General features: G+C 71.7%; 13 protein-coding genes and 1 tRNA gene. 1 reads left to right on the top strand and 13 read right to left on the bottom strand.

What is annotated here, in order from left to right:
• Window positions 1-446: 446 nt before the first annotated feature.
• The 6 genes from thrB to ACFWNV_RS17185 all read right to left on the bottom strand — a co-directional run bounded on the left by thrB (window position 447) and on the right by ACFWNV_RS17185 (window position 7,306).
• Complete coding sequence (gene thrB, locus ACFWNV_RS17210; protein WP_243336217.1) at window positions 447-1,373, bottom strand: homoserine kinase; 927 nt, start codon at window positions 1,371-1,373, stop codon at window positions 447-449.
• 389 nt (window positions 1,374-1,762) lie between these two features.
• The gene (gene thrC / locus ACFWNV_RS17205; RefSeq protein WP_383947072.1) at window positions 1,763-2,833 is read right to left on the bottom strand and encodes a threonine synthase; all 1,071 of its coding nucleotides are present in this window, start codon (window positions 2,831-2,833) and stop codon (window positions 1,763-1,765) included.
• A gap of 6 nt (window positions 2,834-2,839) precedes the next feature.
• Complete coding sequence (locus tag ACFWNV_RS17200) at window positions 2,840-4,129, bottom strand: homoserine dehydrogenase (RefSeq protein ID WP_383947177.1); 1,290 nt, start codon at window positions 4,127-4,129, stop codon at window positions 2,840-2,842.
• A gap of 161 nt (window positions 4,130-4,290) precedes the next feature.
• On the bottom strand, window positions 4,291-5,682 hold the full coding sequence (gene lysA / locus ACFWNV_RS17195; protein ID WP_383947069.1) for a diaminopimelate decarboxylase: 1,392 nt from the start codon (window positions 5,680-5,682) through the stop codon (window positions 4,291-4,293).
• 72 nt (window positions 5,683-5,754) lie between these two features.
• On the bottom strand, window positions 5,755-6,726 hold the full coding sequence (nrtL, locus tag ACFWNV_RS17190) for an ArgS-related anticodon-binding protein NrtL (protein WP_383947067.1): 972 nt from the start codon (window positions 6,724-6,726) through the stop codon (window positions 5,755-5,757).
• A 103-nt stretch (window positions 6,727-6,829) separates the two neighbouring features.
• Entirely contained in the window at window positions 6,830-7,306 is a 477-nt protein-coding gene (locus ACFWNV_RS17185; RefSeq protein WP_383947064.1) for a response regulator, read from the bottom strand.
• A gap of 100 nt (window positions 7,307-7,406) precedes the next feature.
• Here ACFWNV_RS17185 and ACFWNV_RS17180 point away from each other — a divergent pair.
• Window positions 7,407-7,478: transfer RNA gene (locus tag ACFWNV_RS17180), tRNA-Arg, on the top strand.
• Between the two features lie 281 nt (window positions 7,479-7,759).
• On the opposite strand, the gene ACFWNV_RS17175 is transcribed toward ACFWNV_RS17180, so the two are convergent.
• From ACFWNV_RS17175 to ACFWNV_RS17145, 7 genes are read right to left on the bottom strand one after another with little or no spacing between them, the layout of a single operon-like run.
• The gene (locus ACFWNV_RS17175; protein ID WP_383947061.1) at window positions 7,760-8,599 is read right to left on the bottom strand and encodes a M23 family metallopeptidase; all 840 of its coding nucleotides are present in this window, start codon (window positions 8,597-8,599) and stop codon (window positions 7,760-7,762) included.
• Window positions 8,596-10,059 (bottom strand): phytoene desaturase family protein, encoded by a 1,464-nt coding sequence (locus tag ACFWNV_RS17170; RefSeq protein ID WP_383947059.1) that lies wholly within the window; start codon window positions 10,057-10,059, stop codon window positions 8,596-8,598. The genes ACFWNV_RS17175 and ACFWNV_RS17170 overlap by 4 nt, the downstream gene beginning before the upstream one ends.
• Window positions 10,056-11,834 (bottom strand): ABC transporter ATP-binding protein, encoded by a 1,779-nt coding sequence (locus tag ACFWNV_RS17165; RefSeq protein ID WP_383947056.1) that lies wholly within the window; start codon window positions 11,832-11,834, stop codon window positions 10,056-10,058. The genes ACFWNV_RS17170 and ACFWNV_RS17165 overlap by 4 nt, the downstream gene beginning before the upstream one ends.
• Entirely contained in the window at window positions 11,831-12,007 is a 177-nt protein-coding gene (locus ACFWNV_RS17160) for a hypothetical protein (protein ID WP_180290999.1), read from the bottom strand. Before ACFWNV_RS17160 ends, ACFWNV_RS17165 begins: the two co-directional genes overlap by 4 nt.
• 1 nt (window position 12,008) lies before the next feature.
• On the bottom strand, window positions 12,009-12,788 hold the full coding sequence (locus tag ACFWNV_RS17155; protein WP_383947052.1) for a class I SAM-dependent DNA methyltransferase: 780 nt from the start codon (window positions 12,786-12,788) through the stop codon (window positions 12,009-12,011).
• A gap of 50 nt (window positions 12,789-12,838) precedes the next feature.
• The gene (locus ACFWNV_RS17150; RefSeq protein ID WP_383947049.1) at window positions 12,839-13,426 is read right to left on the bottom strand and encodes a hypothetical protein; all 588 of its coding nucleotides are present in this window, start codon (window positions 13,424-13,426) and stop codon (window positions 12,839-12,841) included.
• A complete protein-coding gene (locus tag ACFWNV_RS17145) occupies window positions 13,423-15,210 on the bottom strand; it encodes an alpha/beta fold hydrolase (RefSeq protein WP_383947046.1) in 1,788 nt (595 codons plus the stop codon). Before ACFWNV_RS17145 ends, ACFWNV_RS17150 begins: the two co-directional genes overlap by 4 nt.
• Window positions 15,211-15,514: the final 304 nt, after the last annotated feature.

Below are 15,514 nucleotides of genomic sequence, written 5' to 3'. Positions count from 1 at the left end.
CGTCGGCCTGTCTGGCTCGGCGACCGGTTGTGCTGTCCGACGGCAGTCTGCGACTTGATGAGGCAGGGGTTGCAGCCGGGGCGGTGGTCCGCCGATAGAGATACGGCGGAGAGAAACGTGCATGTGCATGGGTGGTTCCGGCGAGAAGCCCCCGAGCTGAAAGCGTGGGAATGTCACGCCGATTCCGGAGCGTGCTCGAAACTGCTGGCAGCGATCAAAGCAGTCGGGGAGGCTCCCGGAAGAAAGGTGGTCCCTGATAGGGACACTGAGCACCAAGCCATGGCGGCTTCGGATGCGCACTTGAGACTAACACTACCGGATCCAACAGACATTCCCCCTCTCCATCACCGGCTGTAGAGCCCATCCGCGCAAGTTCGCGCGGGCTCCGCGCGGGCGGCCTGCCCTGGCCGCCCGCCCCTGGCCGGCTGTGTCCTCTACTGAACGGATCAGCCGCCCTGGGTTCCCAGCGGAAGTACGCTCGCGCCCGCTGCGTCGAGTGCGAGCCGGTTGGCCGCCCACCCCTCGCCCGCGAGCCGTGCGACCTTGTCGGCCGCACCGTTGTCGACCAGCGCGAGGACCGTGGGGCCCGCGCCGGAGATCACCGCAGGGATGCCGTCCGCCCGCAGTCGGGCCACGAGCGCCACGCTCTCGGGCATCGCCGGGGACCGGTACTCCTGGTGGAGACGGTCCTCGGTGGCCGGCAGCAGGAACTCGGGACGCCTGGTCAGGGCCTCTACGAGCAGGCCTGCGCGGCCGGCGTTGACGGCCGCGTCCACGTGCGGGACGGTGCGCGGCAGCAGGCCGCGCGCCGTCTCCGTCAGGACCGGCTTGGAGGGGACGAAGACCACCGGAACGATGGAATCGGCGGGCTCCATGCGGATCGCCTTGGCGCTGCCGCCGTCCATCCACGCGAGGGTGAAACCGCCGAGGAGACAGGCGGCGACGTTGTCGGGGTGGCCCTCGATCTCGGTGGCGAGCTCCAGCAGCGCGGTGTCGTCGAGCTTGGCCTCTCCGCCTATGGTCACGGCGCGGGCGGCCACGATGCCCGCGCAGATGGCGGCGGAGGAGGAGCCGAGGCCGCGGCCGTGCGGGATGCGGTTGGCGCAGACGACCTCGAGGCCGCGCGGCTGGCCGCCCAGCAGGTCGAAGGCGGTGCGCATGGAACGTACGAGGAGGTGGCTCTCGTCCCGGGGAAGGGTGTCGGCACCTTCGCCCGCGATGTCGATGTTCAGGCCTGAATCGGCCACGCGTACGACGACATCGTCGTAGAGCCCCAAGGCCAGGCCGAAGGCGTCGAAGCCCGGGCCGAGGTTGGCACTGCTGGCGGGAACGCGCACCCGTACGGCGGCGGCGCGGAAGGCGGGACCGGCCATCTTCCGATGACACTCCTTGTGACTGTGCGAGACGGGATCTTCGCTGGCTCGCTGTGAATGTACTGGAGAACGTACGACACCCGAAGGCCCTGTGGGCAGCACCGCGGTCATATGCGCGGCGGCGGATGTAAGTACAGCCTATCGAAGGAAGGTTCTTCTCCGACATAGGGCGCACAGCAGGCGCACGATGCGTGTCGCGGGCTCCCGCGGATCCTGCCGGGTTTCCGCGGGAATATCCACCGGCTTTCCGTGCGCTTTTGTGCCGTACGGCCCGAGTTGCCGGATTCTTCAGCCTTCGAAAGACTTCCGGAATCCGGCAACTCGGTTACTGCGGTACTGCTGGCCCACCGGCCGGCCTACGTCCGGGACGGCCGGCCCGCGGCTCCCGGTCAGACGAGACCGAGGCGGATGGCGGCGGCCTCGGCGTCGACCGGAATGGTGACCGGCTGCGGAGCTCCGGCGACCGCCCAGTCGGGGTCCTTCAGGCCGTTGCCGGTGACGGTGCACACGATCTTCTGGCCGGGGTCGACCAGACCGAGCTCGGCGGCCTTGAGCAGGCCTGCCACGGACGCGGCCGAGGCGGGCTCGACGAAGACGCCCTCCTGAGCGGCCAACAGGCGGTAGGCCGCCAGGATCTGGCGGTCCGTCACCTCGTCGATGAAGCCGCCCGACTCGTCCCGGGCCTGCAGGGCGTAGTCCCACGAGGCCGGGTTGCCGATGCGGATCGCGGTGGCGATGGTGTGCGGCTCCTTGACGATCTCCCCGCGCACGATCGGCGCGGAGCCGGAAGCCTGGAAACCCCACACGCGGGGCGTACGGGAGGCCAGGCCGTCGGCCTTGTACTCCTTGAAGCCCTTCCAGTACGCCGTGATGTTGCCGGCGTTGCCGACGGGCAGCACGTGGATGTCGGGGGCGTCGCCGAGCGCGTCCACGATCTCGAACGCGGCCGTCTTCTGGCCCTCGATGCGTACCGGGTTGACGGAATTGACCAGCGCCACCGGGTAGTTGTCGGACAGCGCGCGGGCCAGGTCCAGGCAGTCGTCGAAGTTGCCGTCGACCTGAAGGATCTTGGCGCCGTGCACGAGCGCCTGGCCCATCTTGCCGAGCGCGATCTTGCCGCGGGGCACGAGGACCGCGCAGACCATCCCGGCGCGCACCGCGTAGGCGGCGGCGGAGGCCGAGGTGTTGCCCGTGGAGGCGCAGATGACGGCCTTGGCGCCGTCCTCCTTCGCCTTCGTGATCGCCATGGTCATGCCGCGGTCCTTGAAGGACCCGGTGGGGTTGGCCCCCTCGACCTTGAGGTGTACCTCGCAGCCGGTGCGCTCGGAGAGCACCTGGGCGGGGACGAGGGGAGTGCCGCCCTCACGGAGCGAGACCACCGGAGTCGTGGCCGTGACCGGCAGGCGGTCCCGGTACTCCTCGATGATGCCGCGCCACTGGTGGGTGCGATTGCTGCTCATGGGTCCTTACTCCCCTTCAACACGCATGATGCTGGCGACACCGCGGACGGTGTCCAGCTTCCGCAGCGCCTCGACGGTCCCCGAGAGGGCCGCGTCGGGCGCACGGTGGGTGACGACGACGAGGGAGGCCTCGCCGTCCTTTCCCTGCTGGCGGACGGTGTCGATGGAGACACCGTGCTCCGCGAAGGTGGTCGCCACCTGGGCGAGGACGCCCGGCTTGTCCGCCACATCGAGGCTGATGTGGTAGCGGGTGACGACATCCCCCATGGGGCTGACCGGCAGCTGGGTGTACGCCGACTCGCCCGGCCCCTTTGCCTCGGCGAGCTTGTTGCGGCAGACGGCGACGAGGTCGCCGAGCACCGCCGACGCGGTGGGCGCGCCGCCCGCGCCGGGACCGTAGAACATGAGCCGCCCGGCGGCCTCCGCCTCGACGAAGACCGCGTTGTACGCCTCGCGGACGGAGGCGAGCGGGTGGGTCAGCGGGATCATCGCCGGGTGGACGCGCGCGGTGACGGACTCGCCGTCGGCGGCGCGCTCCAGGATGGCGAGGAGCTTGATGGTGCAGCCCATGCGCTTGGCGGACGCGAAGTCCGCGGCGCTGACCTCGGTCATGCCCTCGCGGTAGACGTCGTCGAGGCGGACCCGGGTGTGGAAGGCGATGCCGGCCAGGATCGCGGCCTTGGCGGCGGCGTCGTAGCCCTCCACGTCGGCCGTGGGGTCGGCCTCGGCGTACCCGAGGGCGGTGGCCTCGTCGAGGGCCTCCTGGTACCCGGCGCCGGTGGAGTCCATCTTGTCGAGGATGAAGTTCGTCGTGCCGTTGACGATGCCCATCACCCGGTTGATCTTGTCGCCCGCGAGGGACTCGCGCATGGGGCGGACCAGCGGGATGGCGCCGGCGACGGCGGCCTCGTAGTACAGGTCCAGCCCGGCGGCCTCGGCGGCGGCGTGCAGCGCGGCGCCGTCCTGGGCGAGCAGCGCCTTGTTCGCCGAGACCACGGAGATGCCGTGCTCGAAAGCGGTGGTGATCAGGGTGCGGGCGGGCTCGATGCCGCCGATGACCTCGATCGCGATGTCGATGTCACCGCGTTTGAGCAGGGCGGTCGCATCCGTGGTGACCAGGGCCGGGTCGATGCCCTCGCGCACCTTGGAGGGGCGGCGCACGGCCACGCCCGCGAGCTCCACGGGCGCGCCGATCCTGGCCGTCAGGTCGTCGGCGTGCGTCGTCATGATGCGGGCAACTTCCGAGCCGACCACTCCACAGCCCAGCAGCGCCACCTTCAGCGGACGCGTACGCATCATTCGACCTACGCCTTTCGATCTTCACATCAGTACCTGTTGCGCGGTTTGCACCCCAGGTGTGAACCAGTCTCACTCAATGGACAACAGTTTCCACCCTCGGTCCATTGAGTGAGACACCTATTCGGGGGTCCGGGGGCCGTCCCCCAGAAGAATGCGTGTCACCCGACGTCGAGACGCAGGAGATCCTCCTCCGTCTCGCGGCGGACGATGACGCGGGCCTCTCCGTCGCGCACGGCGACGACCGGCGGGCGGAGCACGTGGTTGTAGTTGCTCGCCATGGAACGGCAGTACGCGCCGGTCGCCGGGACCGCGAGGAGGTCCCCGGGGGCGATGTCGGCGGGCAGGAAGGCGTCCTTGACCACGATGTCGCCGCTCTCGCAGTGCTTGCCCACGACGCGCACGAGCAGGGGCTCGGCGTCCGAGGTGCGGGAGACGAGGCTGACCGAGTACTCGGCGTCGTAGAGGGCCGTCCGGATGTTGTCGGACATCCCGCCGTCGACCGAGACGTACGTCCGCAGGCCCTCCAGCGGCTTGACCGTGCCCACCTCGTACAGGGTGAAGGCCGTCGGGCCGACGATCGCCCGTCCGGGTTCCACGGAGATCCGCGGGGCGCGCAGACCGGAGGCCTCGCACTCGCGGGCGACGATCTCGTGCAGGGCCTTGGCGATCTCGTGCGGCTCGCGCGGGTCGTCGGCGGAGGTGTAGGCGATGCCCAGCCCGCCGCCGAGGTCGATCTCGGGCAGCTCCACCCCGTGCTCGTCGCGCACGGCGGCGAGGAGCCGTACGACGCGCTTGGCGGAGACCTCGAAGCCGGCCATGTCGAAGATCTGCGAGCCGATGTGCGAGTGGACGCCGAGCAGCTCCAGGCTGTCGTGCCCCAGCGCGCGCCGGACGGCCTCGGCGGCCGACCCGTCGGCGACGGCGATCCCGAACTTCTGGTCCTCGTGCGCGGTGGCGATGAACTCGTGGGTGTGCGCCTCCACGCCCACGGTGACGCGGATCTGCACGGGCTGGCGCACGCCGAGCTCGCGGGCGATGTGCGCGACGCGGGCGATCTCCTGGAAGGAGTCGAGCACGATCCGGCCGACGCCGGCCTCGATGGCGCGGGTGATCTCGCTCGTCGACTTGTTGTTGCCGTGGAAGGCGATGCGCCCGGCCGGCATGTCGGCGGCGAGCGCGGTGGCGAGTTCCCCGCCGGAGCACACGTCGAGGTTGAGCCCCTCCTCCTTGAGCCACTTCACGACGGCCTTGGAGAGGAACGCCTTGCCGGCGTAGAAGACGTCGGCGTCCGGCCCGAAGGCGTGCGCCCAGGCGCGGCAGCGCGCCCGGAAGTCCTCCTCGTCGAGGAAGTAGGCGGGCGTCCCGAACTCCTCGGCGAGCTTGGTCACTTCGATCCCGCCGACGGAGACGACACCGTCCACGCCCCGGCTGACCGTACGGGCCCAGACCTTCTCGTCGAGCACGTTGAGGTCGGCGGGCGGCGGGGAGTAGTGCCCCTCGGGCAGGACGTCGGCGTGGCGGGGCCCGGCGGGGTGTGCGGAACGGCTCATCTCTGCATTCTCTCTTCGCAAATCATCCGGATCGCAGGCGAATCACATCGGATCACATACGTATCTCGGGCATCACAGGTGGTTGGGCGCGTCTATGCCGAGCAGGGCCAGGCCGCCGGCCAGCACCGTCCCGGCGGCTTCGGCAAGGGCCAGCCGGGCACGGTGGGCGGCCGAGGGTTTCTCGTCCCCCTTGGGCAGGACGTGGTACTGGAAGTCGAGCAGGGCGTCGGCGATGACGACGAGCTGCCGGACGAGCCGCTCGGGCGCACGGTGGTGCGCGGCGGCTTCGAGCACGAGGGGGTGATCGCGGAGCGCGCGGAACAGGACGTCGGCGCCGTGCGCCCCTCCCGGCTCCCCGGGCTCGCCGCGGAACCCCAACTCCCCGGCGTTGCGGGTCAGGGCCCGCGCCCGGGCGTGGGCGTACCGCACCCGGAAGAACTCGCTCGACTCGTCCTGGACGAGCAGCCACGCGGGAAACACGGGGGTCTCGTGCCCGGGCACGGACAACATCGCCCAGGCGGCGGCGCCGGCCCCGTACGCGACGACGACGTCCCCGTCGCGCTTGGCCACGGGCGCGATACGGCCGTCGCCGACGCCCTCTCCCGCCGGCCCCTGGCTGCTCACGATCCGCAGCACGGCCGCACGGACGACGCGCTCGCGCAGGGCCCCGACGGGCACACCGGCGAACTCGGCGGGACCGGTACTACCGGCCGCCCCGCCGGCTCGAATGCTCCGTACGTACTCCCCCACCGAACTCTCGGCGAGCACGAAGTTCAGGAACCCGGCGCCGGTGATCTCCACACGCTCGATCCCGGGCAATTCCGCCAGCCGCGGGGCCAGTACCTCGGCCACTCCACGGGGCGCGACTCCGGCACCCTTCGCCACCCCGAACGCGACGGGCGAGGCGTAGTCCCCCACTCCCCCGGGCCGGGTCCGCTCGACCACGACCCGCTCGGGCACGACCAGCCCTGCGGGCAGTTCCCCGTCCTCGACGGCACGGCGCAGGGCGCGCACGACGGAGCGGGAGAGGTCGACGGGGGTCACGTGACCAGCCTAGGGGAGAAGCCCCCAGGTCACGGATACGGTTTCGCCATGTGAACAGCGGACCCCAACGGGGAGGTCAGCAGGGAAGTCAGCAGGGGGGAACTCATCCCCTCCCTCTCCCGGCGGGAGCACCCTTCCGCTCTCTCCGGTCGCGGCGCTCGATGAGCCGACGCACGACCCGCACCAGCTCCGCGGGCTCGAAGGGCTTGGCGAGGAAGGCGTCCACACCGGCGGCGATCCCGGCCTCGACCTCGTGCTGCGTACAGGCACTCACGATCGCAACGGGCAGATGCCGCGTCCTCGGATCGGCCCGCAACTGCGCGGCGGCCCCGAACCCGTCCAGCCGGGGCATGACCACATCAAGAGTGATCACATCGGGCATCACGCGATGGACGACGTCCAGGCACTCGACGCCATCGTTCGCGGTCACGACCTCGAAGCCCTCCAGCTCGAGATTGACCTTGATCAGCTGCCGGATGACCTTGTTGTCGTCGACAACAAGCACCCGGCCCGAGGCGCCCGACACAACTCGAGAGTAGGTCGACCCCGGCCCCCGCGTCCGGGTTTTTGCCACTTCCACCCCCTCCGAGCGACCCGGCCCTCCCTCCCCCTCAATCCGTTCCTGATCACCGTCCGGAAGCTGGTAGTGTTCAACCCGTCGCCGCAACACCAGCGACAGCGCCCCCGTAGCTCAGGGGATAGAGCAACGGCCTCCGGAGCCGTGTGCGCAGGTTCGAATCCTGCCGGGGGCACTTCGCAGGAAGTGCCCAAAGACCCCGCCATCAGCGAGTTCGCTGAGACGGGGTCTTCGCGTTTGTGCGGCCGAGTGCGGTTCTGTGCAGCCGTACGTCGGCGGCTGCGGAAGCGGCGGCCGACGGGCCTCCTCGGGCTCTGCCGGCGCACGGCGGACAGCGGGGGTTCCGGGAACTCGCCGAGATCAGCGGCGTGGTGCGTGGCGTTGACCAGGGTCCGCCGGCTTCGGTGAGCCGTCTCCATGCGATGCGTTGGCCAGCTCGTCCGGGCAGGGCGCAGGTCATCCCGTGAAGAGGGTGGCGTCGGAGGGGATGCCGGTTCGGGGTTCGTCGGTGCCGAGGTGGTAGTGCCAAGTGAAGGGGATGCCTTGGGCGGTGGTGGGGTCGGGGGTGGTCATGAGCTGGAAGTGGAGGTGGGGTTCGGAAGAGTTTCCGGAGTTGCCGCAGTCCGCCAGGTGCTGGCCGGCCCGGACGTGGTCTCCGGGGCGTACGCGCAGGGAGCCGCGGCGGAGGTGGGCGAAGCCGGCGACGACGTTGTCGCCGGTGTCCAGAAGGATGTAGTTGCCCCAGAGGTGGCAGGGCCAGCCGAGGCTGCGGACGAAGCCTTCGAGGTAGAGGTACGCGAAGGACGGGAGTGAGGAGCGGGTCCAGTGGTCGCGCATGCGGTGCGCGGTGGCGACGACCACCCCGTCGGCGGGGGCCAGGACCGGCTGGCCGAAGGTCGGGTAGTGCTCGGGGCGGCGGGCCAGCGGCCAGAGGTTGGTGAACGGGGGTGCCTCGGGGCCCTCGGCGGGGTGGTGGATCAGGTCGATGGCGTAGGTCTGGGCGTGGCTGTGGGTGTGGCTGGGGACCTTGTCGGCGGGGCTGTTGTGTGCGGTCCAGGGGCCTTCGACGGGGATGCGCATCGGGACCGGGGGGTGGTCGCCGGTCGGGCGCTGGCGGCGGGTCAGGGTCCAGCGCATGGTGCCGCCGACGGCGAGGAGGAACAGGCCGGTGAACCACAGGGGGCTCAGGCCGTCGGTGTTGGCGAGGACGCAGAGGGTGCCGGCGGCGAAGAGGAGGCCGTGGCGCTTCCAGAGGGTCGTCCGCAGGGGCGTCCGGACGGTCGGCCGAAGGGTCATGGGGTGGGCCTCGGGGGGGAGAGGGACGGGGCGGTGCGCAGGCCGTGGTGGCGGCGGAGGGCTGCCCGGGCGGCGAGGTGGCCGCACATGCCGTGCACCGAGGGGCCGGGCGGGGTGGCGGCCGAGCAGAGGTAGACCCCGGGGAGCGGGGTGCGGTAGGGGTCGGCCTGGAGGGTGGGGCGGGCCAGGGACTGTTTGAGGGTGAGGGCTCCGGCGGCGATGTCGCCGCCCACGTAGTTCGGGTTGTACGCCTCCCAGTCCGCGGCGGCCCGGCCGCGGGACGCCAGGACGGTGTCGGTGAAGCCCGGGGCGTACTCCTCGATGCGGTGGCGGATCAGGTCGACCGGGTCGCGGGTGTCGCCGTTGGGTACGTGGGCGTACGCCCAGACCGGGCGGCGGTCGCCGCAGGCGCGTCCCGGGTCGGTGACCGAGGGGTCCACGACGAGGGTGAAGGGGGCGGTGCCGGGCCGGCCGGCCGCCACCTCCCGTTCCTGGCGGGTGACGGCCTCGGCGCTGCCGCCCAGGTGTACGGTGCCGGCCCGGCCGGTCAGGGGGTCCGCCCAGGGGATGGGGCCGGACACCAGGAAGTCGGCCTTCGCGGCGCCCGGTCCGTACCGGTAGCGGGTGAGGGCACGCCGGTAGCGGGCGGGGAGCCGGTCGCCGGCCAGGCTGAGGAACTCGGTGGGGCCCACGTCCAGGAGGACCAGCGGGATGCCGGTCAGCTCGGCGAGGTCGCGGACGCGGTGGCCGGTGACGAACTCGCCGCCGTGCGCGGTGATGTCCTCCGCGAGGGCGTGGGCGATGCGGTCGCTGCCGCCTTCGGGGAGGGGCCAGCCGGTGCTGTGCGCGGTGTGGCCGAGCAGCATGGCGACGGCGGCGGAGGCGAGTGAGGGCAGCGGTCCGACGGCGTGCGCGGCCACGCCGGCGAGGAGGGCGCGGGCCTCCGGGGTGGTGAAGGGGCTGCGCGGGAGGGCGTGGGTGAGGACCCGGGTGGCCAGGCGGACCGCCGCCACGGGGTCGCGGGGCGGATGGCGGAGATCGGAGAGGAGGAGTTCGACGACCGCGGCGGAGCGTTGCACCAAGGGGCCCATCAGCCGGGTCCAGCGGGGGCCGTCCGGGCCGAGCTGTTCGGCGGTCCGGGTGATGCTCCGCCAGGCGGCGACGGAGCGGCCGCCGGCCAGCGGGTGGGCGTACGGGATCTCGGGCTGGAGCAGCCGGACGCCTCTGGCGGGGAGGTCGAAGGCGGTGAAGAAGGGGGAGGCGGCGGCCATCGGGTGGACGGCCGAGCAGGTGTCGTGGCGGATGTCGCTGTCGAACAGGGACCGGGTCCGCAGGCCGCCGCCGATGGTGTCGGCCTGTTCGTACAGGACCACTCGCAGGCCGGCGCGGGCCAGGGTGACGGCGGCCGCCAGGCCGTTGGGGCCGGTGCCGACGACGGCCGCGTCGGGGTGGCGGCTCAACGGGCCGGTCCTTCGGCTGCGGGGGCCAGTTGGCGGGTGGCGAGGCGGCGGTAGGTGGGATCCCGGTCCATCAGATCGGTGTGTGAGCCGCGGGCGCGGAGGCGGCCGTCCTCGACCACCAGGATGCGGTCCGCGTCGATGGTGGCGGAGAGCCGGTGCGCGATGGTGAGGACGTGGCAGCGGGTGCCGACCTCGGCGATGGTCTGCCGGAGGGCGGCTTCGGCGTCGGCGTCCAGGTGGGCGGTGGCCTCGTCGAGGAGGAGCAGGTCGGGGCGGGTGAGCAGGGCGCGGGCGATCGCCAGCCTCTGGCGCTGGCCGCCGGACAGTCCGGTGCCGCCTTCGCCGAGGGGGGTGTCCAGGCCCTGGGGGAGGGCTTCGACGACCTGGTCGAGGTGGGCGGCGCGTATCGCATCGGCCGTCTCGGCCTCGGTGGCATCGGGGCGGGCGTAGGTGAGGTTCTCCCGTACGGTGCCGCGCATCAGCGGGGACTCCTGCTCCACCAGGCCGATCCTGGCGCGGAGTTCGTCCAGGGGGAGGGTCGCGGTGTCGGTGCCGCCGAGGTGGATGCTGCCCCGGTCGGGGGCGTGGAACCGTTCGATCAGCTGGAAGAGGGTGGTCTTGCCGGCTCCGGAGGGGCCGACGACCGCGGTGACGCCGGTCGGGGGGAGGCTGAAGGAGATGCCGTCGAGGGTGGGGGCGGCCGCCCCGTGGTGCCGGAACGACACCTCCCTGAATTCGATGGCTCCGGCCTTTTCCCGGCGCTGTCCCGGCAGCGGCCCCGGCACCGATCCCTGTTCCTGTGCCGAGCCCTGCTCCTGCTCCTGCTCCTGCTCCTGCTCCTGCTCCTGCTCTATGGCAGCCAGTTCCCGGACGCGGTCCACCGCGGCGCGGCCCTGCTGGAGTTCGCCCAGCGACATGAAGAGCATGACCAGCGGGCTGACCAGGTAGAAGAGGTACATGATGAAGGCCGTGAGGTCTTCGATGGGGAGTTCGCCGGTGGCGGTGCGGGCCATGCCCCAGGCGATGACCACGGCCAGGGAGACCTGGGTGCCCACGTTCATCGAGGGCATCAGCAGGGCCGTCAGCCGGGTCACCCGGATGCCGCTGCGGCGGGCGGCGTCGGCCAGTTCGCCGATGTGTTCGGCTTCGCGGGCTTCGGCGCGGGATGCCTTCACCGTGGTCAGGGCGCCCAGGACGCGCAGCAGACCGGAGCCGAAGTCGCTGGTGTCCTCCCGGTTGGTGACGGCGGCGGCCCGGACCGCGCGGGCCAGGCAGAGGGCGACGGCGGAGGCGGCGCCGAGGCAGCCGGCCGTGACCAGGAGCATCTGCCAGTCGATCCAGGCCATGACGGCGATGCAGCCGATGGTGGTGAGGGCCGAGGTGATGATCTGGGAGAGCGAGGAGGACAGCGCGATCCGGGCCACCGAGGTGTCGGCGACGGTACGGGTGAACACGTCGCCGTGTTCGAGCCGGTGGAAGGCTCCCAGCCGGGAGTGCAGCAGCCGGCCGGTGAGGGTGGTCCGCATGTCGAGAACCATGTTCTCGCCGGCCCGCCCGATCAGGTAGAAGTGCCCGGCGGCCAGGGCCGCGTCGGCCGCGAACAGGCCGGCGATGAGGACGATCGGCCAGAGCGGCGAGCGGTCCAGGGCGACGGCCTCGATCAGGTCGCCGATGAGCAGGGGCTGGAGCAGGGTGGCGGCGGTGCCGGCCACGCCCAGCAGGATGCCGGTGCCCAGGAGCGTACGGTGCCGGGCCGCGATCGCCGCGGTGTTCACTGCCGGGCCCGGCCCGCGGCGATGGCGGCGACGACCGCGACGGCGGTGCCGAAGATCAGCCCCTTGGTCCAGGACTGGCTGGTGAAACGGCCGTCCTCGCGGAACATCACGGCCATGACGGGTACCGCCACGGCGAGGGCGGTGACGAACCAGACGGCCCGCTGGGTGCTCATCTCAGGCCCCTTTCAGATAGGTGGTGAGGAAGAGCGGGAACCGCTCGTCGTACGGGGAGAGGTCCCAGCCGCTATGGCGGCCCTCCGGGACCAGTCCGACGGCCAGGGCCTGGGCGTCCGCTTCGTCGGGGGTGATCGGCCGGGACAGTTCGGTGCCGACCCGGGTGCTTCCGTCGGATTCGTACCAGATGTGGGAGCACTGCCAGAGGTCGGATCCGGGGGGCAGGGTGGAGTGGGTCTGCAGTCCGGTACCCGGCTCGGGGTACGGGGTGAAGAGGGAGATGCGTGACCGGCCCTCGTGGAGGGCTTCGACGGCCGGGCGGTTGCCCGTCTCGACGACCAGCCGGCCGCCGGGGGTGAGCAGGTCGGCCGCCCGGCGGAACATGGCCTGCTGGTCCTGGGGGGTCAGCAGCATCGACAGGACTCCGCACACGGCGTAGACGAGGCCGTACCGGCGGTCGTCGGTGTAGGTGCGGATGTCCCCGTGGATTCCCGTGACTTCGGCACGGTTGCCGCCGGGGCCGGGGCCGGGGGTGCGGGCCAGCAGGTCGAGCATCTCCGGGGAGGAGTCCACCCCGGTGACCGGCCCGGTGCGGGCAGCCAGCGGGAGGGCGATCCGGCCGGTGCCCACGCCGAGTTCGAGGGTGCCGGACCCGGGGTCGGGGTGGAGGGCGGCGAGGGTGTCGGCGACGGCTGCCACGCTCGCGTCCGTGGGGAATATGCGGTGGTACCAGGACGCGAACTGCGTTCCGTAGCCGATGTCCTCGACTGCGCCGGCCATGGGTGGGCACCTCTCTGTCGGTGGGTCGGACGGTGGGGTCGGACGGGGGGTCAGACCGCGGTCGGGTGGCCGGCCTTCGCCGGCCGGTCCAGGGGGGTGTACGGGGAGAGGAACAGGGGTTCCGGATCCTCGCTGGTGTCGTGGCCGGAGGCGCGGACCACGGAGAACTGGAAGCCCTGGACGGTGCCTTCGGGGTGCCGTTCACGGATGGTGTGCCGGATGAAGCCGAGCAGCACCTGGTACGCCGAGTTGGTCTGGGCGGCGCCGGCACCGCCCTTGGCGGCGAGCTGGAGCACGGCGGTGCAGATGTCGAAGACGGCCTTCTCGGGGCGGCGCGAGGCGAACCAGAACGCCTGGTGCAGCCGGCGCGGTTCGATCATCTCGATCTCCTGCCAGTCGCCGGTCACACCGGCCGGGTCGAGGGTCCGGTACACGTAGTGGAAGTCGTGGACCGCCGGGTTCGGGGCGAAGAACTTCCAGTTGGGGACGAGCGAGTACACGTCCCTGGTGCGGGGCCGGTCGAAGGCCGGGTGCGGGTGCTGCGCGGCGACGGTGGCCACCAGCATTCCGGCGCCGAGCACCCGGGCCCAGGCGCCCTCGCCGGTGAAGGCCGACTTCAGCAGGGTGCCGGGGTTCATCGGGCGGTTCCTTCCGTACGGGCCGCGTCCTGCGGCTGGTCCTGCAGCTCGCCCTGCTCGGCATCGGCCGGGACACGGGCGGCCGGGACCTCGGCCAGGAAGGTGGCGATCAGGTCGGCGGCGCGGTGGGCGTGGGCGGCGTTGGTGAGCAGGGAGTCGTGGTCGGAGCCCTCGACCACCTCGATGCCGCCGGTCTCGCCGTGGCCGGAGTGGGCGTGGGAGAGCTCGTTGTAGAGGAGCAGCTGCTCGGGGTCCTGGTCGACGGTCTGCTGCGCCGCGATGATCAGACCGGGGACGGGCAGCGGCGCGATGGTGCCGTCGAAGGCGCGGAAGTCCTTCTCGACGGCTTCCCATTCGCGTTTGCCGGCGGTCCACAGCCGGGCGTCGGTGTACTGGGCGAACACCCGCCGCCGGTATTCCTTGGGCAGCCGGTCCAGCCATTCGGGGCGGCTCATCAGGATTCCGCTACCCAGGCGGAGGTATCGGGATGCCTGCGCGATGGTCTCGCTGAGGGCCTTGGAGCCCTCGCTCTGCCGTTCCGAGCGCTGGAGTTCGGCGGGGTGGGCGGGGTCCAGGTAGACCAGGCCGGCCAGCCGGTCCGACAGCCGGTCGGCGGCCCGGCGGATGATCTCGCCGCCGAGGGAGTGGCCGACCAGGACCACCTTGCGGCCGGCCGGCAGGACCCCGCGGACCAGGTCCTCCAGGTCGTCCACGGACTCGGCCAGTTCGTACGGGGCGGTGGTGCGGCGGAGGCTGCCGCCGTAGCCGGCCCGCGCGTAGGAGACCACCGGGTGGTCGGTCTCGTTGACGAAGCGCTCGGTGATCCAGGCGAAGTGCTCGGAGGTGGAGGCCAGTCCGGCGGCGAAGACGAGGACGGGCTCGTCGCTGTGGCCGGTGTCGAAGGTGTCGCCGGTGTCGAAGGTGTCGCCGGTGTCGCCGCCGGTCTCGTAGAGCAGTTCGTTGCCGTGCCGGGTGACGAACCTGCGGGAGGTGGGCCAGCCCTCCAGGACGGTGGAGCGGCGCTGCACGGCCAGCGCTGCGCTCGCCGCGACCCCGGCGGCCAGCAGCAGTCCGGCGGCCTTCACGGCCCGGTCGTCGCGGCCGGCGACGGCGGGGTGAGAGGCGGGGGTGGTGGTGTAGGCGACCATCGGGTGCATGGAGGGGAAGGCCGTCATGAAGCGGCCGAGGCCCATGACGAACCCGTTGGCCACGTGGAAGCTCGCGGCGGAGGCAAGGACGGGCCGGGTGAGCCGGCCGCCCGCGAGGTGGACCAGGGGGAAGAGGCATTCCAGGGCGAGCACGCCGTGCTGGACGTACTTGGAGGTCTTCGGGTGGCTCTGGGTCAGCTGGTAGATCTTCTCGGAGCCGTAGGTCCGTGTCCGCATGACTCCGGGGAGCGCGGAGGCGTCGCGCCAGCGTTCGCCGAGGAGCTTGACCCAGCCGGAGGCCGCGTACGAGAGGTTGGCCTGCAGGGCCACGTACCAGAGGAGGGCGTCCTGGGTCTGGGTGCTGCGGGAGAGCCGGGCGAGGCCGGTGGCGCCCTGGACGAGGGTGGCGACCTGGTCGGAGCCGTCGGTGCCGTAGCGGTGGCGGGCGGCCAGCAGGCAGGTGGTGCCGCCGAGGAAGAGGCTGCCGGCGCCGCGCCAACGGCTGTTGCCCGGCAGCAGCATGCCGACACCGACGGCCGCGCGGGCGGCGTGCAGTGCGAGGGTGACCTCGCGGTGCGCGACGGCATTGCTGATTTTCCGGATGACCGGGTTGGCGGATTCCGGGGACTTCTTCATGATGTCCCAGTCATTGAGCCCGCCGGGCTCCAGGTGTTTCCGCTGGTGCAGGTATTCCAGGGAGGAGGAGAGCGTGGTGAGGGCGGACAGCCGCTCCGAAATCCCCAGGGCCCGGTCCCGGGAAACCGGAACGGGCGAGAAAACCGCCGAGGCTAGTTTCCTTATGTACCGCAAAACGCGCCTACCTCTCGGCTCGGCAAATGGCTTCGATTGGCGTTCGGTTAGCATGGACGGGGGGTGGGGGCCCCGGTCGACACCCGCCCGCCCCCCCAGGGTTTGCCCCCGGGTGGGGCGCGGGTAGAAA

The sequence above is a fragment of the Streptomyces sp. NPDC058401 genome (assembly GCF_042722885.1).
Taxonomy (GTDB): Bacteria; Actinomycetota; Actinomycetes; order Streptomycetales; family Streptomycetaceae; genus Streptomyces.
The sequence above is the reverse complement of the archived record's forward strand: the minus strand, read 5'-3'. Positions and strand labels throughout refer to the sequence as shown.

Excerpts from the sequence above, each read along its gene's own strand:
- thrB (WP_243336217.1), bottom strand. The coding sequence starts at position 1,373 with ATGGCCGGTCCCGCCTTCCGCGCCGCCGCCGTACGGGTGCGCGTTCCC.
- thrC (WP_383947072.1), bottom strand. The coding sequence starts at position 2,833 with ATGAGCAGCAATCGCACCCACCAGTGGCGCGGCATCATCGAGGAGTAC.
- ACFWNV_RS17200 (WP_383947177.1), bottom strand. The coding sequence starts at position 4,129 with ATGCGTACGCGTCCGCTGAAGGTGGCGCTGCTGGGCTGTGGAGTGGTC.
- lysA (WP_383947069.1), bottom strand. The coding sequence starts at position 5,682 with ATGAGCCGTTCCGCACACCCCGCCGGGCCCCGCCACGCCGACGTCCTG.
- ACFWNV_RS17175 (WP_383947061.1), bottom strand. The coding sequence starts at position 8,599 with ATGACCCTTCGGCCGACCGTCCGGACGCCCCTGCGGACGACCCTCTGG.
- ACFWNV_RS17160 (WP_180290999.1), bottom strand. The coding sequence starts at position 12,007 with ATGAGCACCCAGCGGGCCGTCTGGTTCGTCACCGCCCTCGCCGTGGCG.
- ACFWNV_RS17155 (WP_383947052.1), bottom strand. The coding sequence starts at position 12,788 with ATGGCCGGCGCAGTCGAGGACATCGGCTACGGAACGCAGTTCGCGTCC.
- ACFWNV_RS17150 (WP_383947049.1), bottom strand. The coding sequence starts at position 13,426 with ATGAACCCCGGCACCCTGCTGAAGTCGGCCTTCACCGGCGAGGGCGCC.
- ACFWNV_RS17145 (WP_383947046.1), bottom strand. The coding sequence starts at position 15,210 with ATGAAGAAGTCCCCGGAATCCGCCAACCCGGTCATCCGGAAAATCAGC.